This is a genomic window from Bradyrhizobium sp. 930_D9_N1_4 (genome assembly GCF_052076015.1).
GTDB lineage: Bacteria > Pseudomonadota > Alphaproteobacteria > Rhizobiales > Xanthobacteraceae > Bradyrhizobium.
The window spans coordinates 3,478,614-3,498,666 of the sequence record NZ_CP197236.1 but is presented as its reverse complement, the minus strand read 5'-3'; the positions used below and the strand labels follow the sequence as shown (position 1 = coordinate 3,498,666).

General features: G+C 65.6%; 20 protein-coding genes and 1 pseudogene. 11 read left to right on the top strand and 10 right to left on the bottom strand.

Annotation, left to right across the window (positions count from 1 at the left end):
* The first annotated feature begins 2 nt into the window (after nucleotides 1–2).
* From AB7532_RS16370 to AB7532_RS16355, 4 genes are read left to right on the top strand one after another with little or no spacing between them, the layout of a single operon-like run.
* On the top strand, nucleotides 3–1,040 hold the full coding sequence (locus AB7532_RS16370) for an NAD-dependent epimerase/dehydratase family protein (RefSeq protein ID WP_441235805.1): 1,038 nt from the start codon (nucleotides 3–5) through the stop codon (nucleotides 1,038–1,040).
* Nucleotides 1,027–1,848, top strand: coding sequence for a GNAT family N-acetyltransferase (locus AB7532_RS16365; protein WP_441235804.1), 822 nt, complete (start codon nucleotides 1,027–1,029; stop codon nucleotides 1,846–1,848). Before AB7532_RS16370 ends, AB7532_RS16365 begins: the two co-directional genes overlap by 14 nt.
* 6 nt (nucleotides 1,849–1,854) lie before the next feature.
* Entirely contained in the window at nucleotides 1,855–2,910 is a 1,056-nt protein-coding gene (locus AB7532_RS16360) for a dihydrodipicolinate synthase family protein (protein ID WP_441235803.1), read from the top strand.
* On the top strand, nucleotides 2,898–3,677 hold the full coding sequence (locus AB7532_RS16355; protein ID WP_441235802.1) for an ABC transporter ATP-binding protein: 780 nt from the start codon (nucleotides 2,898–2,900) through the stop codon (nucleotides 3,675–3,677). Before AB7532_RS16360 ends, AB7532_RS16355 begins: the two co-directional genes overlap by 13 nt.
* A 115-nt stretch (nucleotides 3,678–3,792) precedes the next feature.
* Here AB7532_RS16355 and AB7532_RS16350 read toward each other — a convergent pair whose 3' ends face one another.
* From AB7532_RS16350 to AB7532_RS16330, 5 genes are all read right to left on the bottom strand, one after another.
* Nucleotides 3,793–5,148 carry a YadA family autotransporter adhesin gene (locus AB7532_RS16350; RefSeq protein ID WP_441235801.1) on the bottom strand — a complete coding sequence of 452 codons (1,356 nt, stop codon included), beginning with the start codon at nucleotides 5,146–5,148 and terminating at the stop codon, nucleotides 3,793–3,795.
* A gap of 193 nt (nucleotides 5,149–5,341) precedes the next feature.
* Nucleotides 5,342–6,433: a TRAP transporter substrate-binding protein gene (locus AB7532_RS16345; RefSeq protein WP_441235800.1), complete on the bottom strand. Its 1,092-nt coding sequence runs from the start codon at nucleotides 6,431–6,433 to the stop codon at nucleotides 5,342–5,344.
* Between the two features lie 146 nt (nucleotides 6,434–6,579).
* Complete coding sequence (locus AB7532_RS16340; RefSeq protein WP_441235799.1) at nucleotides 6,580–7,083, bottom strand: SMI1/KNR4 family protein; 504 nt, start codon at nucleotides 7,081–7,083, stop codon at nucleotides 6,580–6,582.
* Nucleotides 7,084–7,171: 88 nt separating this feature from the next.
* A complete protein-coding gene (locus tag AB7532_RS16335; protein ID WP_441235798.1) occupies nucleotides 7,172–7,429 on the bottom strand; it encodes a hypothetical protein in 258 nt (85 codons plus the stop codon).
* Between the two features lie 64 nt (nucleotides 7,430–7,493).
* Complete coding sequence (locus AB7532_RS16330) at nucleotides 7,494–8,444, bottom strand: DUF2778 domain-containing protein (RefSeq protein ID WP_441239291.1); 951 nt, start codon at nucleotides 8,442–8,444, stop codon at nucleotides 7,494–7,496.
* 202 nt (nucleotides 8,445–8,646) lie between these two features.
* On the opposite strand from AB7532_RS16330, the gene AB7532_RS16325 reads away from it, so the two are divergent.
* Together AB7532_RS16325 and AB7532_RS16320 are read left to right on the top strand one after the other, a co-directional pair.
* Entirely contained in the window at nucleotides 8,647–9,087 is a 441-nt protein-coding gene (locus AB7532_RS16325; protein WP_441235797.1) for a DUF1810 domain-containing protein, read from the top strand.
* A 129-nt stretch (nucleotides 9,088–9,216) separates the two neighbouring features.
* Complete coding sequence (locus tag AB7532_RS16320) at nucleotides 9,217–11,298, top strand: methyl-accepting chemotaxis protein (RefSeq protein WP_441235796.1); 2,082 nt, start codon at nucleotides 9,217–9,219, stop codon at nucleotides 11,296–11,298.
* A 67-nt stretch (nucleotides 11,299–11,365) separates the two neighbouring features.
* Here AB7532_RS16320 and AB7532_RS16315 read toward each other — a convergent pair whose 3' ends face one another.
* Both AB7532_RS16315 and AB7532_RS16310 read right to left on the bottom strand, forming a co-directional pair.
* Nucleotides 11,366–11,956 carry an NADPH-dependent FMN reductase gene (locus AB7532_RS16315; protein WP_441235795.1) on the bottom strand — a complete coding sequence of 197 codons (591 nt, stop codon included), beginning with the start codon at nucleotides 11,954–11,956 and terminating at the stop codon, nucleotides 11,366–11,368.
* A gap of 45 nt (nucleotides 11,957–12,001) precedes the next feature.
* Nucleotides 12,002–12,948: pseudogene (locus tag AB7532_RS16310) on the bottom strand (helix-turn-helix domain-containing protein).
* Nucleotides 12,949–13,250: 302 nt separating this feature from the next.
* On the opposite strand from AB7532_RS16310, the gene AB7532_RS16305 reads away from it, so the two are divergent.
* Genes AB7532_RS16305 through AB7532_RS16295 form a run of 3 tightly spaced genes read left to right on the top strand, consistent with a single transcriptional unit; the run spans nucleotide 13,251 to nucleotide 15,835 of the window.
* A complete protein-coding gene (locus tag AB7532_RS16305; protein ID WP_441235794.1) occupies nucleotides 13,251–14,354 on the top strand; it encodes a DUF2336 domain-containing protein in 1,104 nt (367 codons plus the stop codon).
* Complete coding sequence (locus tag AB7532_RS16300; RefSeq protein ID WP_441235793.1) at nucleotides 14,351–14,668, top strand: PilZ domain-containing protein; 318 nt, start codon at nucleotides 14,351–14,353, stop codon at nucleotides 14,666–14,668. Before AB7532_RS16305 ends, AB7532_RS16300 begins: the two co-directional genes overlap by 4 nt.
* A 45-nt stretch (nucleotides 14,669–14,713) precedes the next feature.
* Nucleotides 14,714–15,835 (top strand): HD-GYP domain-containing protein, encoded by a 1,122-nt coding sequence (locus tag AB7532_RS16295; RefSeq protein WP_441235792.1) that lies wholly within the window; start codon nucleotides 14,714–14,716, stop codon nucleotides 15,833–15,835.
* A gap of 377 nt (nucleotides 15,836–16,212) precedes the next feature.
* On the opposite strand, the gene AB7532_RS16290 is transcribed toward AB7532_RS16295, so the two are convergent.
* The gene (locus AB7532_RS16290; protein WP_441235791.1) at nucleotides 16,213–16,890 is read right to left on the bottom strand and encodes a nitroreductase; all 678 of its coding nucleotides are present in this window, start codon (nucleotides 16,888–16,890) and stop codon (nucleotides 16,213–16,215) included.
* Nucleotides 16,891–17,013: 123 nt separating this feature from the next.
* Here AB7532_RS16290 and AB7532_RS16285 point away from each other — a divergent pair, with 123 nt between their 5' ends.
* On the top strand, nucleotides 17,014–17,976 hold the full coding sequence (locus AB7532_RS16285) for an alpha/beta hydrolase (RefSeq protein ID WP_441235790.1): 963 nt from the start codon (nucleotides 17,014–17,016) through the stop codon (nucleotides 17,974–17,976).
* Between the two features lie 3 nt (nucleotides 17,977–17,979).
* Here AB7532_RS16285 and AB7532_RS16280 read toward each other — a convergent pair whose 3' ends face one another.
* Nucleotides 17,980–18,438, bottom strand: coding sequence for a cupin domain-containing protein (locus tag AB7532_RS16280; protein ID WP_441235789.1), 459 nt, complete (start codon nucleotides 18,436–18,438; stop codon nucleotides 17,980–17,982).
* Between the two features lie 246 nt (nucleotides 18,439–18,684).
* Between AB7532_RS16280 and AB7532_RS16275 the strand changes: the two genes are divergently transcribed.
* Nucleotides 18,685–18,933: a hypothetical protein gene (locus AB7532_RS16275; RefSeq protein ID WP_441235788.1), complete on the top strand. Its 249-nt coding sequence runs from the start codon at nucleotides 18,685–18,687 to the stop codon at nucleotides 18,931–18,933.
* 184 nt (nucleotides 18,934–19,117) lie between these two features.
* Here the strand turns inward: AB7532_RS16275 and AB7532_RS16270 are convergent, their stop codons facing one another.
* Nucleotides 19,118–19,993 carry an MBL fold metallo-hydrolase gene (locus AB7532_RS16270; RefSeq protein WP_441235787.1) on the bottom strand — a complete coding sequence of 292 codons (876 nt, stop codon included), beginning with the start codon at nucleotides 19,991–19,993 and terminating at the stop codon, nucleotides 19,118–19,120.
* Nucleotides 19,994–20,053 lie beyond the last annotated feature (60 nt).

Below are 20,053 nucleotides of genomic sequence, written 5' to 3'. Positions count from 1 at the left end.
CCATGCTGCTCTCCCGCCAGAACCTGCCGAAGACCATTCCGGATATCGCAGCGCTCGACGATCTGCTGTGCCGCCCGACGCAGGCGCTGATCGACGACCTCGCCACGGTCGAGGGCGACATCATGATCCTCGGCGTCGGCGGCAAGATGGGCCCGACGCTGGCGGGGCTGGCGAAAGCCGCCGTGCCGGATCGCCGCGTCATCGGCGTCGCCCGCTTCAGCGAAGCCGGTGTCAAGGAATGGCTCCACGCGCGCGGCGTCGAGACCATCAATTGCGACCTGATGGACGAGACCGCCATTCAGTCGCTGCCGAAAGCTCCGAACATCATCTTCATGGCCGGCCGCAAGTTCGGCGCCGAAGGCGATCTGTCGCTGACCTGGGCGATGAACGCGCATGTCCCCGCGCTGGTCGCGCAGGCCTTCCCCTCGTCGCGCATCGTGGCGTTCTCGACCGGCTGCATCTACCCGTTCGTGCCCGTCGACGGCAACGGCGCGACCGAGGACATGGCGCCGAACCCGCCCGGCGAATACGCCCAGTCCTGCGTCGGCCGCGAGCGCATGTTCGAGTATTTTTCGCGCAAGTTCGAAACGCCCGGCCGCCTGTTCCGCCTCAACTACGCGATCGACATGCGCTACGGCGTCCTGCACGACATCGCCACGAAAGTGCTCACGGGCAAGCCGATCGACGTCAGCATCAGTCACGTCAATTTCATCTGGCAGGGCGACGCCTCCGCGCAGGCACTGCGGTGCCTGGCGCATTGCACGGCCCCGACCGCGCCGATCAATGTCAGCGGCCACGAAATTCTCGCCGTTCGCGATCTCGCGCAAAAATTCGGCGCCCGTTTCGGCCGCGCGCCGGTGCTATCAGGCGAGGAACAGCCCACGGCGTGGCTTACCGACACGTCCAGAGCCGTCGAGCTGTTCGGCCTGCCAATCGTCGATACCGAGCAGCTGATCGCCTGGACAGCGGACTGGGTCTCCCGTTCCATGCCGAGCCTCGGCAAGCCCACCAAATACGAGGTGCGCGATGGACGCTACTGACGGCCCGCCGATCCTCAAGCTCGGCGTCGAGGATGCGATCGCAGGCCTCGTGCTGTCGACCGAGGCGCACTGGAACCAGACCGAAGAGGACTGGCGCATCTTCCTGCACGACGGAATCGTGTTCGGCATCCGCGACGGCATGCGGCTGGTCGCGACCGCAGCCCTGCTCCCCTACTCCGGCAACAACGCCTGGATCAGCATGGTGCTGGTGTCAGGCACGCACCGCCGCCGCGGCCTCGCCACGCGCCTGGTCGATGCCTGCCTGGAGACCGCGCGCAAGAACGGCCTGACGAGCTGGCTCGATGCCACGCCCGACGGTGTCGCCGTCTACGGCCCGCTCGGCTTCACGCCGACGCTGCAATTGCGCCGGCTCAGGCTGGTGAGGCCCGCGCGAGCCGACGCGCCACCCTCCTCATCCGCGAGCATCGCTGCGCTTCGTGCGCGGGACCGGCGCGCGACCGGCTTCGACCGGACCGCGCTGCTCTCCGCCTTCGCACAGCGCTTCGGCTCGCGCATCGTTTCCGCGAGCGGCGCCATCGCGCTGGTTCGCGACGGCCGGACCGCCCGCCATATCGGCCCGTTGCTCGCCGACAATGCCGCGGCAGCGCTGGCCATGGTTGATACGATCGCGCACTCCGAGACCGGCCCTCTGCTGCTCGACGCCGTCGCCTCGCAGGCTGCGTTCCTGGAAGGATTGACGACGTCCGGCTGGACCATCGAACGGCCGTTCCAGCGCATGCGGTTCGGCCCCGCCACCGCCGCGGCCGAGGAAACGCCCTTCGCCGTCGCCGGCCCCGAATTCGGATAGGACATCATGCACCACAGCCAGATCGACGCCGACATCCGCAAGCTGATCACTGAGGGCACCGTCATTCCGGCGCATCCCCTCGCCCTCACCGCCGAGCGCCAGCTCGACAAACAGCATCAGCGCGCGCTGACGCGCTATTACATCGACGCAGGCTCGGGCGGCCTTGCGGTTGGCGTCCACACCACGCAATTCGCGATCCGCGACGTCGGCTTGTATCGGCCGGTGCTCGAGCTCGCTGCCGAGACCGCGGCGAGCTGGACAAAACGTCCGCTGGCGATGGTCGCGGGCCTTGCCGGCCCGACCCAGCAGGCAACGCGTGAGGCCCGCACCGCGCGCGACATCGGGTATCACGCAGGCCTCCTCAGCCTCGCCGCGATGAAGAGCGCCTCCGAGGACGAGATCATCGCGCACTGCACGGCGGTGGCCGCCGAGATCCCGCTGGTCGGCTTCTATCTCCAGCCGGCCGTGGGCGGCGTCATCCTGTCGAGCCGGTTCTGGCAGCGCTTTGCCTCGATCGACAATGTCATCGCGATCAAGATCGCGCCGTTCAACCGCTACAGGACGCTCGACGTCCTGCGTGGCGTCGCGGCGGCCGGCGCGCTCGACCGCGTCGCCATCTACACCGGCAATGACGATCACATCCTGCTCGATTTGGTGCTGCCGTTCGACCTGCGCGACCAGGGCGTCACCACGCGCACCTACTTCAAAGGCGGCCTGCTCGGCCACTGGTCGGTGTGGACGGCGAGCGCCATCAAGCAATTCGAGCGCTGCAAGCAAGCGCGTCACCAGGACAGCGTGCCGGCCGATCTGCTCGCGCTCGATGCTCGCGTCACCGATTGCAACAGCGCCTTCTTCGACGTCGCCAACAATTTCCACGGCTGCATCGCCGGCTGCCACGAGATCCTCCGGCGCCAGGGCCTGATGAAGGGCCTGTGGTGCCTCGATCCGAACGAGGGCCTCAGCCCCGGCCAGAAAGAGGAGATCGACCGCGTCACGCGCGAGCACGCCGACCTCAGCGACGATACCTTCGTCGCCGCCAACTTGAGCAAATGGCTGGCATGAGCGCAAAACCCTTCATCAGCCTGCAAGGTGTCCGAAAAGTCTATCGCAGCGGTGGCGCCGAATTTCTCGCGGTGTCCGACGTCACCATGGACGTGCAGGAAGGCGAGCTGGTCTCGCTGGTCGGCCCGTCCGGCTGCGGCAAGACCACGGTGATGAAGATTCTTGCGGGGTTACACGGCGCCGACGGCGGCACGGTGAAGATCGGCAACGCCGAAAGCCCGTTCGATCCCTCCCGCGACATCGGCATGGTGTTCCAGCAGGCGCTGCTGTTGAAGTGGCGCACCATCCTGGACAACGTGCTGCTGCCAGCCGAGATCGTCGGCATGCCGATGAAGGCCGCACGCGAGCGGGCGCGCGACCTGCTCAAGCTCGTCGGCCTTGCCGGCTACGAGCAGAAATATCCGCGGGAACTCTCCGGCGGCATGCAGCAGCGCACCGCCATCGCGCGCGCCTTCATTCACGATCCAAAACTGATCCTGATGGACGAGCCGTTCGGCGCGCTAGACGCGCTGACCCGCGAGCAGATGAATCTGGAGATGCTGCGGATCTGGCGCGAGAGCGGCAAGACCATCATCTTCGTCACGCATTCGATCCAAGAAGCCGTCTTCCTGTCCTCGCACTGCGCCGTGCTCACCGCGGGCCCCGCAAAGATGGCCGACTATTTCCCGATCGACCTGCCCTTCCCGCGCGACCTGCCGCTCAAGACCACGGACGCATTCGGCGCCTATGCACGGCGGATCTATGCCAAGCTGGGACTGAGTTCGTAGGTCTCGTAGGGTGGGCAAAGCGAAGCGTGCCCACGTTGGCCAACGGCTGGAAAAGACGTGGGCACGGCGCAAGAGCGCCTTTGCCCACCCTACAGAACCACAGCGTGACGCGCGCTCAAAACTCGCCGCCGACGCCGACATAGGCCGTGTGCTCGGTGCCGCCGCCATTGCCGTAACCGCCGACGACGGTGAGCGGCATCGCGGTGTTAAGCCGATGCGCAAAGCCGACACCGAAGCCGCCTTCACCACGGAAGGCCGAGCCGCGCACCTGCCAGGTGGTCTTGCCCGGCGCGGACGGCATCGGCGCGCTGGCCGCTGCGACTGCGGCGGCGATACCGCGCCGCGCCTCGGTCTGGTTGTTGCCGATCTGCGCCTGGAGCGAGCCGATCTGCGACTGGAACCCGGAGGTGATGCCGGTAAGCTGGCTCACGTTGACGGCATCGGTCGGGTTGACGCCCGCCGCGACATTGGTGAGACGCCGCTCGTTGCCGGCCGAGCCGAACGACACGGTGTTGGCAGCGGTTGCGACCGAGCCTGCGCCGATCGCGACCGAATTGGTTCCCGATACGGTCGCGCCCGCGCCGAGCGCGGTCGCGTTGGTCGCATTTGCGTTGGCGGACGTTCCGAGCGAGACGGTCCCCTCACCGGTCGCAAAGGCGAAGGTGCCGACCGCGGTCGCGGCGGTGCCGGTGGCCCCTGCGTTGTTGCCAATCGCGGTCGCCAAATTACCTGTGGCGGCGCTGCTGGCACCGATGGCCGCGGCGTTGGCGCCATTTGCGTTGCTGCCCTGACCGTAGGCCGTCGCAGCGGCACCGGTCGCGCGGCTGCCGGCACCGGTCGCGGTTGCGAACTGACCGTTCGCCCGGCTGTCCTGTCCGGTGGCGGTCGCGAAATCACCGCTGGCAAAACTGTTGGCACCGGTCGCAGTTGCATTGTTGCCGGCGGCGGTGGCGTTCGCGCCTGTTGCGGTCGCGGCCGTGCCGGAGGCGAGGCTGCTCGCGCCCACAGCAGTGGCGGTCGCCCCGCTCGCGAACGACGATTGGCCGGTGGCAGTCGCGCTGGCACCATTGGCGGTCGCGTGTGAGCCAGTTGCCGTGGCGCCCAGACCGGTGGCAGTTGCATTGTCACCGAACGCGCTGGCCGACAGGCCGGTGGCGGTCGTGCCGTTGCCGATCGCGATCGCCTGGTCGCCGGTCGCGCCGGACAAGGCGCCTATCGCAACCGCAGCATTGCCGTTTGCGTCGGACGAGTAGCCATAGGCAGAGGCGAAGACACCCTGTGTCGTCGCGGTCGGTCCCACCGCGGTGGCAAAGCCGGATGGCGCGTTGTTGACGCCACCGCCGGCCGAATAGTCGGCGGCCAGCGCGGAACCGGTGTGGAGGAATGTGGTCGCGAGGAAAAGGGCCAAAAGGGGCGCGATCGGGCGAGCGTTCCCGTCAGCGGCCTTCAAAATGCTGTTCAGTAAGGTCATTTTCGACTCCATTCCCTGCTTGCTGCAAGGTCTGGAGGAATGGGGGGAAGCGCACATCAACCGTACGGTTGAAGAAGCATGGCGCGCCGCATCTGCTTATCTTTTTCCGGCAGGCTGTTGCCGCGATGCATCGCTGGCAGTCCCGTAGCCCGGATGAAGCGGGGCGCGGCGTGACACCGCGCCCTCCTCACAATCAGGTCTTGTTACGCATCTTGCTGAGCAGATAGTTGTCGTAATAATTTTCCGCGATCTGCGTGTAGAACAGCAGCTCCTTCATATAGGCATCGTGGCTTTCCTTGGTGCGCTTGAACAGGTCGCTCTTGGCGGCGAGCTCGTTCAGATGCTCCTGTGTCGCGTTGTAGCAGGCTTCCATCACCGGCTGCGGGAACGCCTTCAGTTCCGCGCCGTTGGCGATCAGCCGCTTCAACGCCGCCGGATTCACGCTGTCGTACTTTTCCAGCATCCAGGCGCCGGCCGCGGACGCGGCCTGGTTGACGATCGCCTGGTACTGCTTCGGCAGGCTCGCCCATTTCTCGTCGTTGACGATCATGTGCAGCATGGCGCCGCCCTCCCACCAGCCGGGGAAGTAATAGTATTTGGCGACCTTCTGGAAGCCGAGCTTCTCGTCGTCATAGGGACCGACGAACTCCGCGGCGTCGATCGACCCCTTCTCCAGCGCCGCATAGACGTCGCCGCCGGCGAGCTGCTGCGGCACGATGCCGAGCTTGGCGAGCACGTGGCCGCCCATGCCGGCGATACGGAATTTGAGGCCCTTGAGATCGTCGACGGTCTTGATCTCCTTGCGGAACCAGCCGCCCATCTGGGTGCCGGAATTGCCGCACAGGATGGCGTGCGTCTTGAACGGCTTCAGCGCCTCGTTGGTGAGGTCGGCGCCGCCGCCGAAATGCCACCAGGATTCCTGGTGACGATGGTTCATGCCGAACGGCGCGCCGGTGGCGTAAGCCAGCGCCGGCTCCTTGCCGATGTAGAAATAGAGCGGCGTCTGCGCCATCTCGACGGTGGCGACGCTGACGGCATCGAGCGCCTGCAGGCCCGGGACAAGCTCGCCGGCCGCAAAAGTCTGGATCTGGAATTTGTTGTCAGTGGCTTCAGCCACGTATTTCGCGAAGGTCTGCGCGGTGCCGTAGATGGTGTCGAGCGACTTCGGAAAGCTCGATGTCAGGCGCCATTTGATCTCGGGTGCGGCTTGCGCAATTGCAGGTGCAGCAACCAGCGTGGTCGCCCCGGCGACCGCGCCGCCTTTGAGGAATGTACGGCGTTTCATGTATCTCTCCCTTGAGTCAGGCTTGAAATGGGTGGCGGGATCAATTGACCGCGGCCACGGTCGTCCCGGACCGTTTGCCCGTTCCTGCCATTCAGTTCAAGCCAGGATAAAGGAGGGATACCCCGGCAAATGATCGCCAGCCCCGCTCACGCGGCCGCGGCTTCCTCGTAGACGCCGGCGATGAAATCGCTGAACGTCGGCGCAAGCGGCAGGACATAGCCCCATTGGTCCGACATCGCCTCAGCGAGCGTCCAGGGCTTCTCGTACTCGGCGACCTCGTGGTCGACGAACCAGATCTTGCCGAAATGCGTCTGCTCGATCGTCATGCAGATCGGGTTGCCGCCGTGGTCGCTCATGATCCACAGCAGCTCATCGACCGTCGGCCATTGCGGCGTCTTGCGCGTCTGCACCAGTGAGCAGACGTCGCCGCGCAATCCCAGCACCTCCTGGATCGCACCGGCCCAGTGCCCTTGCGGCCAGTTGAATTCGGCCGAACCCTGATGATAGCCGCCGGCGCAGGTCAGCAGGAATCGGCGATACGCGTCCGGCAATCGGCAGCCGATGGATTTTTCGAAGGCCTCGAGCGCAGCTTCGGTCGGTTGTTTCGTGCCGGCGCGATCAACGCCTGAGATGAATTCCGCAATGTCCATGCGATCCTGCTCCTCGGCGCCAAACGCGCCAAGCTTGGTCGCGGCCGCATCCGAACGGGTTCGAAGCCGTTGATGAGTCCGTAGCCCGTCAGAGCAGCTTCGCGCTCACGAACAGCGCGCGCACGGCGTTGGTCGCCTGCACCGCGAGCATGGCATTGTCGGCCGCGCCCTCGAGCGCCGCGACCGCGTCCTCGTGCAGCGAGCGGAATTCCATCCACTCGACGGATTTGAAGTTGGTGAGGAATTGATAGGCCTGACCGACGGTCGCAATCGCCAGCGTGTCACCGTTCAGCTTGATCTTGAACGTCGTGCGGAGCGGGGTCTCGGAGCTTTGGGGATCACTCATGGGCTGCTTCTGGACGACGACGGCTTAACGAAGGGAAAACGGCAGCCCCGCCGTTCGGCAAATATCAGGAATCGGTGCTCGCGCGCTGCGCGGCAATCGCCGATCCGCTCAGGCTCGGCACCACGACGAGGCGGTTGAACTCGCCATTGTCCCAGGACTTGAGGAAGCGATCATAATCCTTGATCGAGACGCAGCCGTTGGAATCGCCGCGCGGCCCGAGCATGTAATTGTGGGTGAGAAGACCGACGCGGCCGAGCGCGCTGGTGCCATCCGTGGGCGTCAGGCGCAGTGCGCGGACGCCGTGGAACAGTCTTTCGCGCGGCTTCAGATCGTAGGTCGCGGGCGGGGTCGCACCGACCATGCGCTGGTCGACATGATCAGGGTCGTCCATCAGCGCGCCCATGCCCGAATGGGCCTCCAGCGCGACACCGCTCGGCAGGTAAAGCGCCTTGGCCTTGATGTCGTAGACCGCCGTGCGCGAATCGTAGCCGAGGGCCATGAGATCAGGCCCCCTGCCAAGCAGGCCGTCGCCAGGCGTCAGCGAGGCCAGCTTGATCTTGTCGGTGAATTTCTCGAAGAAGTTGCGGTTGTCGACCCGCGGGTTGGTCTCGGCATAGGCCTGGCTGGACGCGATCTGGGCGGAGAAGTCCGCCTGCGCCGGGCGCGAGCGCGGCATGGGGATGCCGTCGGCGCGCTGCGCGGGTCTGGTCTCGTCGACCACATGCCGGTCGTCATCGGTCAGCGTCGAGCGCCACTCGTTGCCCTGGAGTTTCTCGGCCAGCATCGCCTTGGCGTCGCGCAGCTTGAGCTGCACCGCGCTCAGTGCGGAGCGCTCCATCGTCCGCAGGCCAAGCTCGCGGGCGGGCGGGTTGCCGGATGTCGAAGCGAAGCGATCGTCGAATGACGGGGAATTGGCCGGCGGCAGTGCAGCCGTGACCAGGGGAGCCGAGTCGCCCATATCGGTGACCCAGGCGGCAGCGCCCAACGCCAAGGCGAAGGCCGCCAAGGACAGCAGAATCGTTTCCGCTCGCCCGATACGGCGGCGCGACAACAGCCTCTCGGCGCGTGCGCGGTCGGAAACCATCAGATCCCCAAAATCGACCCCCGGGGGTACCCAACCCCCACCCGGAGACTCTATACCAGAAACCACATTGGGAGCCAAAAGTTAGGCATAATCGCGGCCGGCAAGGGTCCGGAAAGCCCCGCCGAGGTATCAAATGACCGATCCTTTCGACCTAGACCGGTTCGTCCACGCCCAAAATCCGGTTTTTCGCGCCGTCGAGGGGGAGCTGGCCCGGGGCCGGAAGCAGACTCACTGGATGTGGTTCGTCTTCCCGCAGATCGCCGGCCTCGGCCTCAGCGCCATGTCGCAGCGCTATGCCATCGGCTCAAGGGCGGAGGCCGAGGCCTACCTCGCCCACCCCGTCCTCGGCCCGCGCCTGATCGAATGCACGAAGCTCGTGCTCGCCCTCGAGGGACGGACCATCAACGCCATCCTCGGCGCGCCCGACGATGCCAAATTCCGCTCGTCGATGACGCTGTTCGGCGCGGTCTCCGACAAGCCCGTTTTCGGCGAGGCACTCGACCGCTATTTCGCCGGCGAGCGCGATGGCGCGACGCTGGAGATTTTGGCCAGGCTCGATCAGGCGACGTGCTAGCTTCGACCTACGCCTAGACGAATGGACGCATGCAGGAAGGGCATGGCGGCCGGCAGCGTAAACCCCGGATTAACACCGGCTCCATATCGTCCGGAGAATATCTTTCTCCATGCAATTGCCGGACAGATCATGAAAATCGGTACGCTGCTGACCACCGCCATCGTCTCGCTCTCGACCGTCGGCGGCGGCCTCGCCGTTTACGTCGCCGTCACGAGGTACCAGACCATGGACCGGATCAGCGAGGCGCAGGGCCGGCTCGCGATTGTCCGCGCCGCCAGCGACATCCCGCGCTACCTCAATCCCGAGCGCGGCTTCGCCACCAACATCCTCTATGGGCCCGCAACCGTCGATCCGGCGCAGCTCACCGAGCACGACAAGCTGCGCAAGCAGACCGACGGCGCCCGCGACAAGATGAACGCGCTGCGCAAGGAGCTGCCCGGCTCGCTCGATGACGGCAACACCATCGGCAGCAACATCGATGCCATCAATGCGAAATTCACCGCTCTCCGCGAGGCCATCGACAAGGCGATCGCAGGACCTGCGGATGCCCGCAAGGATGCCGCCAGGAAGGTCGTCGCCGACAATGCCGTGCTCAACGCCGGCGTCACCGCGCTGCTCAACGAGCAGGTCCGCCGCATGGCCATCCTGAACGGCGATGCTTACCGCCAGGCCAACAACGCCAATATCGCCATGACGCTGCGCGACATCGGCGGCCTCAATGCCAGCGTGCACAAGAACCTCGTCGGCGGCAAGAAAGTGGGGACGGATGCCGAGAAGGCCGACGTCGCCCGCATGCAGGGCCGTAGCGACCAGATCGTGATGTCGCTGATGGAGATGCGCGGCAATCCCGCCACCCCGGCCAATGTCGGCGCCGCGCTGGAAACGATGAATTCACGTTACGTCGAGGAGTTCGGCCGCGAGCTCAAGATGGTCAAGGACGGTGCCGTCAGCGGCAAGTATGAGCACGACGTCGATACCTACTATGCGGCATCGCAGAAGGGGCTCGGCTCCATCATCGGCGTTCGCGACGCGCTCTATGACAACGCCGAGCAGATTCTCGCCGGCGCCTCCTCCGCCGCGCGCACCAGCTTCACCATCGCACTCGCAGGCCTCCTCGCGGTGCTGGTCGCCAGCGCCGGCCTCATCGTCATGGTGCGCCGCCGCGTCTGCGCCCCGATCGTCAATCTGACGAGCCGGATGTCGCGGCTGGCCGACGGCGACGTTGCCCAAGAGATCCCCGGCGCCGAGCGCTCCGATGAGATCGGCGCGATGGCGGCCGCCGTCCAGGTGTTCAAGGACAACATGATCCGCGCCGACCGCCTCGCAGCCGAGAAACAGGCCGAGAACGACGGCAAGATGCGCCGCGCCCAAGCGCTCGACGGCCTCACCCGCTCCTTCGAGGCCAAGGTCACCGAACTGGTCGGCGGCCTGTCGAGCGCCTCCTCCACCATGGAAAGCACGGCGCAGTCGATGACCTCGACGGCAGCCCAGACCAACAGCCAGGCCGCGGTCGTCGCCGCCGCCTCGCAGCAGACCTCGACCAACGTGCAGACGGTCGCCAGCGCGACGGAAGAGCTGACCTCCTCGATCGCCGAGATCGGCCGTCAGGTCGCACAGTCGACCGAGATCGCGGCCCGCGCCGTCGACAACGCCCGCCGCACCGGCGACACCGCACGCGCGCTCGCCGAGGGCGCCCAGAAGATCGGCGACGTCGTCACGCTGATCCAGAGCATTGCCGAGCAGACCAATTTGCTGGCGCTGAACGCGACCATCGAAGCCGCCCGCGCCGGCGACGCCGGCCGCGGCTTTGCGGTCGTCGCATCGGAAGTGAAATCACTGGCCGGCCAGACCGCCAAGGCCACCACCGAAATCTCCGAGCAGATCACCGCCATCCAGGCCGCCAGCGACGAGACCGTGACCGCGATCCGCAACGTCGCCGACGTCATCGGCGAGATCGACCAGATCGGCACCGCGATTGCCGCCGCGATCGAGGAACAGGGCTCCGCCACCAAGGAGATCGCCCGCAGCGTCCAGGAAGCCGCCCGCGGCACCCAGGAGGTCAACACCAACATTTCAGGCGTGCAGCGCGCCGCCGATGACACTGGCACGGCCGCAAGGGAAGTGCTGGGCGCAGCCGAGCAGCTCTCGAACCAGTCGCGCGACCTCGCCGGACAGTTCGACCGCTTCCTCGGCGAAGTCAGGGCGGCGTAACTTTACCCTGCTTCGTAGCCCGGATGTAGCGCAGCGCAATCCGGGGCTACGGGTGCGGTGAAAGCACTCAGTAAGGCGGCGCCTTGCGCGCCCGCTGCTCTTTCGCGGCCTCGATCCACCAATTGAGATCATCGGCGAAGCGCGGGAACGACCGCTCCAGCGCCTTGCCGCCGTCACCGGTCGGCTCGCCGGCCTCCGACAGCGTCTGCGCGATCGGGCCGACGCCGATGGTGCTGGACACCACGACCATGCCCATCTCCGACAGCGTGCCGTGCCACGCCGTCGAAGCCCGCGCACCGGAGAGGCGGCCGGCGGAGTAACTCACGATCGCGGCCGGCCGCCAGAACCATTCTTCCAGAAAGTGGTCGGTAAGGTTCTTCAAGCCCGGCTGGATGCCCCAATTGTATTCGCCCGTGACGAACACGAAACCGTCGGCGCCGCGGATCTGTCCCGCCAGCTTCTCCAGCGCCTCGGGCGCGGTGCCCTTGGGATATTCCTTGTACATGCGATCCAGCATCGGCAGGCCGATTGCCTTGGCGTCGATGAACTCGACCTCCTCGCCGCGCGAGCGCAAGCGATTGATGACGAAATCGGCAAGGCGGATGCCCATGCGGTCGGACCGGTAGGATCCGTAGAGGACGAGGATGCGATTGCTCATGGCCGGCAGGCTAGCACGAAACGAGGGCTCGGCCCCATCCCTTCGCTAGCGGCCCCGGCCACGCTCCAGCGTCTGCGACGGTGTTTCGCCGAACTGATCGCGATAGCTCCTGGAGAAATCGCTGAGATGCCAGAAACCAAACGCCAGCGCGACGGCCTTGACGCTGTCGGCGCCGGCCAGCAAGCGCCGGCGCACCAGCCACAAGCGGCGCAGCCGCAAGTAACGATGCAGGCTCATGCCGCGATAGCGGCGGACGACGTCGTGCATGGTGCGGACGGACAGACCGAGCTTGCGCGCGATCTCCTCGCTGTAGATCGGCTGCGAGAGATCGTCGGCGAGAAGTGCGCGGACCTCCTGGAAGATCTTGAAATTCCGCTCGTCGTTGGGCCGCAGGGTCCAGCGCGCGGGAACCACGCCTTCAAATGCCGCGTCGACGGCGCCCAGCAAGGACTCCTTCATGGCCGCAGCCTTCAACGACAGGTCCGGCCCACCGACGGGTTCCGACGCAGCAGCCAATACTTCCCGGACCACGCTGCGCAGCCTGTTCAGGCCCGCCGCCGTCGTTTCAAAAATCTTGAAGCTCGATACCGCGTGCGGCCAACCGCGATCATCACCTCCGGCCTGAACACCACCGAGGCAATTTGTCGCTGCACCTCCTCGATCGTGGTGTAAGCGGCGCCACCGCTGCCGATGACGATGACAGGACGGGCGCGCTGCGAGCCATTGAAGCGGATCGGCACGTTGAGATCGTCCATCGTGAATCCGACGGCGGTGCAGTTCTCGACGAGCTGCGCGTCGACCACGCGGGGAAACGCGCGCGTCACATTCACATCGCAGCCGGGCAGCGACAGAATGGTCTGCTCAGCCGAAATCCTCCGTACGAAAGGCGTGAATTCGAAGTTCAGGCCGCGTATGGCATTTCGAAATTCATCGACGTCGGAGAAGCGAAATACTTTGGGCGCCAAGGCGGGCGCGTCATCAATACTGTTCATGGCAATGTGAAACGTCGCGTCGAAACGGACGCGCGTCCGGCGGCGATGCCGGTCCGATTCCCCCCTTTCGGTGTCCCGTTAGACCGAAAGAATCATCCTGGTTCGTGTCAATCAGTTGGCGGGCGTCCCGTTCAAAGGACAAGACGCCGCATCAAGCCTCGCCAAATTTCGATATCGTTTCCAGCGATGTCGGAGGTGCATTCATACCCGGCGCAGTGCGGTCTAAATTTCAAATTAACGCCTCTGGGGCGGAATGAAGGGCGTTGCTTAGTTGAAATTCATTTTGAGTACAGGCCCCTGCCATGATGGCAAATTCGCCTGCCGATATTCTGATTGAACTGGAAGACGCGGTCGCAACCTGTCCGCTGGACCGCTGCGCCCGCATCCTCGAAGGCATCGTGCAGCTGCTCGCCGGCAGCCGCGACCGGTCGCCGCAATTGCTCTGCAATGCCGTCGACGGCGTTCTGCTGCGATTGACGGAGCGGGTCGAGACCGGTGCGCTGATCCAACTCGGCACCGCGCTGGCCGGGCTTGGCGTGGCTCCGCCGGAGACATTGCGGCGTCTCGCCTCGCATGACAATCCGGACGTGGCTTGTCCCGTCTTGCTCAAATCCCAGGCACTGCCTGCGACCGATCTTGCCGCGATCGCGGCCTCGTGCGGCGAGCGGCATCAAAGGGCGATCGCCGCGCGCAGCGCGATCGAACCCGTTGTGACCGAGGAGCTGATCGCGCGCGGCGACCCGATCTGCCTGGCGCTGATCAGGAACCCGGGCGCCCAGTTCTCCGACGCGGCCTATGCCGCGCTGGTCGCCAGGGCCGCGCAGGACGGCGAGATCATGAAGGCCCTGGCGTTGCGGCCCGGCACGCCTGATTTGGTCGTGCGACAGCTGCTCTCCGCCTCGCCCCGCGAACGGAGCCCGGCCAAGCCCAATGCACCCGCTCTTCCGCCTGCACAGGCCGCGGAGCCCGCGCCGCCAGCGCGACCTTGCGCGGCCGACTATGCGAGCGCCCGGCCGGAGATCGTCGCGCTCAATCGCGTCGGCAAGCTCAACGATTCCACGGTGAACCGCTTCGCGATCCGCGGCGAGACCGCCAATCTGTTCACGGCACTGTCGGTGCTCTCGGGCGCGCCGATCGAGATCGCTGAGCACATCATGACCGATCAGGATTGCGAAGGCCTGGTGATGGCCTGCCGCGCGTCGCGGCTGAACTGGCAGACCACACTCGCGATCCTGAGCAATCGTAGCGGCACGCGGCTCTCCTTTGTCGAGCGCGAACGCGCCCAACACATCTTCGAGACACTGCTTCTGTCGACCAGCCAATGGACGGTGCGCTGGGGGGAAATCGCAAGCGCCAACACAAGCGATCAGGGACATCGCGGCGCGAAAATGGGGGTTAGCCGATGAAGTTCGATGGTCGAAAAACATCTCGCGTGAAGATGGACCACAGGCAGTCTGTCAATCTCATGGGCTCGGACGGCACATGGCGACGCAGCTGCGTCCTGCTCGACGTATCGCAAAGCGGTGCCAAGATCGAGGTCGAGGGCACTCTCGACGTGCTCCAGGCCAAGGAGTTCTTCCTGGTGCTGTCGTCGACGGGCCTTGCCTACCGGCGCTGCGAGCTGGTGTGGATCGACGGCACCATGGCCGGCGTTCATTTCATCAGCGCGGACGGCAAGAAGAGGCCGAAAGTGCAGGCTGTGGCCGAGCAGAGCAAGTAGATCCGGATCCAACCCACGCATTGAACTCCAGTACAGTGTAATCCAGTGCAGAACGCGCGAACCATGCAGAGCCCCGTCAATCGCGACGGCGGCATCCGGGAGAAAGAGGCGGCCCGCCCACTCGTGCAGGTGCTGGCGGACACGTCCGACAAGCTGTCGGGCGTTCGCTCGATTCTCGAAGAGAAATTCACCGTCGCGGGCGAACGGCTCGACGCGGACGCCAAGCTCGCGCAGGTGCCGTCCGCCATCGTCATCCGCGCCGAGTTGCGTAACGTCGACAACATCGCCGCCATCAAGAAGCGCGCCGGCAAGCTGGCGAAAGCCAGGAAGCGAATCTTCCTGCTCGAGCACACGTCTCACGTCGGCATTTCGCAAGCCTATGCGCTCGGCGCGACGCTGGTCCTGCCCGGAATCGTCAACCGGATCAAATTGCTGGCGGCGCTGAGCGATCCGGCTGACGATTCCTCTGCACCGTCAGGCGGCACCACGCAGCCGGACAACGCCGTCGAGACCGCGGCAACCGCGATCGCGTCGATGTTCACCGCCGTCACCCTCGGCCAGCCGCTCGACGTCGACGGCACCAGGGAAGCCGGCCGCCAGATCGCCGATCGCATCACCCAGCACGGCCTGTCGGAGTGGCTCACGACGGTGCGGCGTCATCACGAGGGCACCTATCAGCACTGCCTGCTGGTCACGGGCGTCGCCATCGACTTCGGCTTGAGCCTCGGCGTCGGGCGTGCCGATCTGGAGCGGCTCTACACGGCGGCCATGTTCCACGACATCGGCAAGGCCCGGATCCCGCTTGCCATCCTCGACAAGCCCGGTCGCCTCGATCCCGAGGAGCGCGCGATGATCGAGACGCATCCGGCCGCGGGCTACGATTTCCTGAAAGGTCACGACGGGATTTCGCCGGAGATCCTCGACGCCGTGCGTCATCATCATGAATATCTCGACGGCAGCGGCTATCCCGACGCGCTGTGCGCCGAGAGCATCGGCGACATCGTGCGCATCCTCACGATCTCGGACATCTTCGCCGCGCTGATCGAGCACCGGCACTACAAGCCGACGATGCCGCGCACCGAAGCCTATGACATTCTCTGCGGAATGAACGGCAAGCTGGAGAAGGCGCTGGTCGCCTCGTTCAAGCAAGTCGCACTCACGCGCTGAGCGCGAGCGCCGCTCGCCTTGCCCCCGAGCTAGTGCGTCGCGCGATATCTGGCGCGGCGCGGAATCGACCGGCGCGCCAGTCCATCCGCAAGCAGCTTCATGTCCTCGCGTCGGCCGCTGCGGATCAACCTGCTTAGCTCGTCAGGGGTGAAGGGAAGAGTGGGATCATCGTCGATCGGGTACCGCAGTCGCGGACCGAACAACCGTCGAACCAGGCTAGCCAGCCGCCGCATGTCAATTCCCTCGCGCCAGCAACAAACCTTTCAATCCGCATATTGTTCCTCCCGCGCGATCGAGATTGCAAGAGGCCTCGCGGACTCCACACCAAAAATATCGGTGAGAGAATAATCTCCTCCGCGTCGCGAGAGTCGGCGGCGCTAATCGGCAAAGCCGACATAGCGCACGAAATCGTCGTTGCCCTCGCGATTGGAGCGTACGGCGTTTGCTGCAAAGTCGTCGTCGGGATAGCCCATCGCGACGCAGGTCATGATGACCTCGTCCTCCGGAATATTTGCGACCTCGCGCACGATGTCGGAGCGCATGATGCCCTGGCCGTTGATCACGGAGCCGAGACCGCGGTCCCAGGCCGCCAGCACGATGCCGTAGCAGAGCGCGCCGAGATCGAAATGGCAGACCGCACCGGGATCGAGCACGCGGTCATAGGTCAGCACCAGCGACACGGGCGCGTCGAACTGGCGGAAGCCGCGCAGCACCCAGTCCTGCCGCATCGGCTTGTCGTCGCGCGCGATCCCCATCGCGCTGAACAATTGCTTGGCGATATCGACCTGCCGGGTGCGATGCACACCCTGGTATTCGCCATGGCTGATGATGTCGCGCTTGACCTTGCCGCCGCCAACCATCTCCTCCATGTTGCGGCGGCGTAGCTCTTCCAGCGGACTGCCCGTGAGCACGTGGACATGCCAGGGCTGGGTGTTCATCGACGACGGCGCACGCTTGGCGCTCTCGATGATCGCCTCGACCACCGCACGGGATACTTGCTCGTTCTTGAAACCGCGCACGCTGCGGCGCGACTGGACCAGCGTTTCGAATTCCACCTCAAGGCCTCCCTGCCCGTTCATTCGTCTGCGCTACGGCTGCAACACGTCACCGGTTGCCGATGCCGCGCGCAAAATCTATGCTAACCCGCAAGCAAGACCAAGAACCCGAGAGGACTTGACATGGCTGCACCGCTCGATCCCGTCATCGCCCAGATCATTCCGCTGCTGCCGTTGCGCGATCCCACCTCGATGACGCCACAGAGCGCCCGCGATGCCTTGCGCGCACTGGCTGCCTCGCGTGCCGCCGTGCCGCCACCGCCGGTCGATCATGTGCAGGATATCAAGGTGAAAGGCGGCGCCGGCCCGCTCGACGCCCGTGTTTACCGCGTCGGCAGCAGTCCCGCCCCGACCGTGGTCTTCTTCCACGGCGGCGGCTGGGTCGCGGGCGATCTCGAAACCCACGACCGGCAGGCACGCAACCTCGCGATCGAGACCGGCGCGGTGGTCGTCTCCGTCGATTATCGCCGCCCGCCGGAGACACGCTTTCCCGGCGCCTTCGAGGACGCCTTTGCCGCGACGAGCGACATCTTCAACCGCGTCGCGGAATTTGGCGGCGATGCAAAACGCCTCGGCGTCGCCGGCGACAGCGCGGGCGGCAATCTCGCCGCCACGACCGCGATCGCCTGTCGCGACGCCGGCGTCAAGCTCGCCGCGCAACTGCTGGTCTATCCCGTCACCGACGTCGCCGGCCTCTATGCCGATGCGCGCGAGAATGCGCGCTTTCCGTCACGCACCGAGAATGCCGAGGGCTACTTCCTCACGCGTGCGACGATGGAATGGTTTTGCGGCCACTATCTCGCCGATCCCAAGCACGCGGCTGACTGGCGGGTCTCGCCGTTGCGCGCCCCGTCGCTTGCGGGCGTCGCACCGGCCATCGTGACCACCGCCTGGTACGATCCCCTGCGCGACGAAGGCGCGGCCTATGCGAAGGCGCTGGAGGCCGCCGGCGTGCGGGTCAAATCCCATGACGGCCCCGGCCTCATTCACGGCTATTTCGGTCTCGGCGATGCCTCCGAGGTCGCGCGCGCGGAAGCACAGCGTGCGCGGGCCGACTTCAAGGCGTTGCTGACGCGCGGGGTATGACGGCTAGCTCTGACGCGGCCGCTGCGCGCCGGTATGCCCCCAGGCCTCATCCCAGTCCTGGCCGGATGCATCGACCACGCGACCATCGGCCTCGAAGAACTTGTTCGGCACCTGGAAGATCGCAAGGATCAGCGCGCCCTCCGGACACCACGCGGCGTGCCGGCTGCCCGCTTCGCGCCAGATGAATTCGCCGGCCTTGCAGGCGATGCCGCTGGCCGGCCCCTCCTTGTCGACGAGAGCGCCTTCGATGACGTAGCTCTGCTCGATGCCGACATGCTCGTGATCGGGCAGCACCGATCCCGGCGCGAAGCGCATCAGCGCCGTCATCAGGCCTGTGCCGCGGTCGAACAGCAAGGTCTTGGCCTCGCAGCCGGGAAAGCGCGTTGTCTGCCATTCCATTGTCGAAGGTCGGACCAGATGAGAATGCTGGTCCGCGGTCTGCGGGCTCGTCACGGCGTCCATGGCAACGCTCCGGTCCTGCTGGAATGGGACGAGCCTAACAGGTTCGCGCCTTCAGGTCTGCGCGCAGTGCAGCAAGCGGCGGGCGCGAATCCGAAATCCGGCCCCCGGCGCCGCGCGTCAAGGCAAATGCATTCATCGCACGCCGGAAAATATCAACGCCCGCGCCCGGCACCAGTGGATCCCGCTTGATTGCGCCACGATTCCCGGCTCCAATCCGCGCGCCATTTCTGGTTTAGGGAGACACCCATGATGAAGCGAATTTTCCTCGCAGCGATCGTTGCCACCTTTGCAGCGGGCTCGGCCTTCGCGGACGACACCTGCGAGAGCAAGGCCGTCGGCAAGGACGGCAAGGCGCTCGCCGGCGCCGCCAAGACGTCGTTCCTGAAGAAGTGCAAGGCGGACGCCTGCACCCCCAAGGCCGTCAGCGCCGACGGCAAGCCGCTGGCCGGCGCCGCCAAGAACAGCTTCCTGAAGAAGTGCGAAGTCAGCGCGTAGGGCCCGGCGGCTGTTTCAGGAAACTCTCGTGCCCCGGACGCAGCGCAGCGCTACTTCAGCGGTGCGCTGCAGAGCCGGGGCCCATGCCTCCACATGCAATCCCAAAGATGGGTCCCGGCTCAGCGGAGCGGCACTTCGCGCCGCACCGCGTCCGGGACACGAGACATCGTCCCTTGGATTGCCTTCACCCCCGCTTGAACCGATAATCGAACGCCCCATCCAGCGGCTTGATCAGCCCGGCCGTCGGCGCCGGGAAATGAATCGGCAGGATCAGCGTGTCGGTGTCGGCCACGGACGCAAAGAATTTCCGCCGCGACACCGCCGATAGCTTCGCGTCCCAATCCGGCTTCGCCGACCAGTCCGGCTCGCGGCACTGGATCTGGTGATGCATGAGGTCGCCCGCGACCACCGCGCGCTGGCCCTTCGAAAAGATATTTACGCAGCAATGACAGGGCGAATGCCCCGGCGTCGGCGTCAGCGTGACGGTGTCATCAAGCGCGTAATCGTCATCCACCAGCAGCGCCTGGCCTGCCTCGACGATCGGCCGGCAATTGTCGCGAAACACGGTGCCGGGCGGATTGTTGCCTTTGGCGTTCTCGGCCTCCCAGGCCGCGTACTCGCCCTTGTGGAAGACGTATTTCGCGTTCGGGAACGTCGGCACCCAGCGGCCGTCGCGCAAGGTCGTATTCCAGCCGGTGTGATCGATGTGCAGATGCGTGCAGAACACGTAGTCGATCTGCTCGAAGCCGATGCCGAGCGCGAACAGCTCGTTGCGCCAGCGCTCCTTGCCCGGAAAATCGAACGGCGGCGGATGGCCCTTGTCCTCGCCGGTGCAGGTGTCGACCAGGATGGTGTAGCGCGGCGTGCGCACCACAAAGGTCTGGTAGGTGATCACCATCATGCCGCGCGCGGCATCGAACACCTCCGGCTCCATCGTCGGCAGATGGCGCTTGAAGACCGCCTCGTCATAGGCCGGGAAGAAATCCTGCGGCCGCCGCCACGGCCCTTCCCGCTCGATCACCGCATCGATGGTGATGTCGCCGATCCGCAGTTGCTTCATGATTGTTTCGCTCCCTTTTTGAGGGAGCGTAGCAACGGCCGTCAGCGCGTCAAGGCGCGT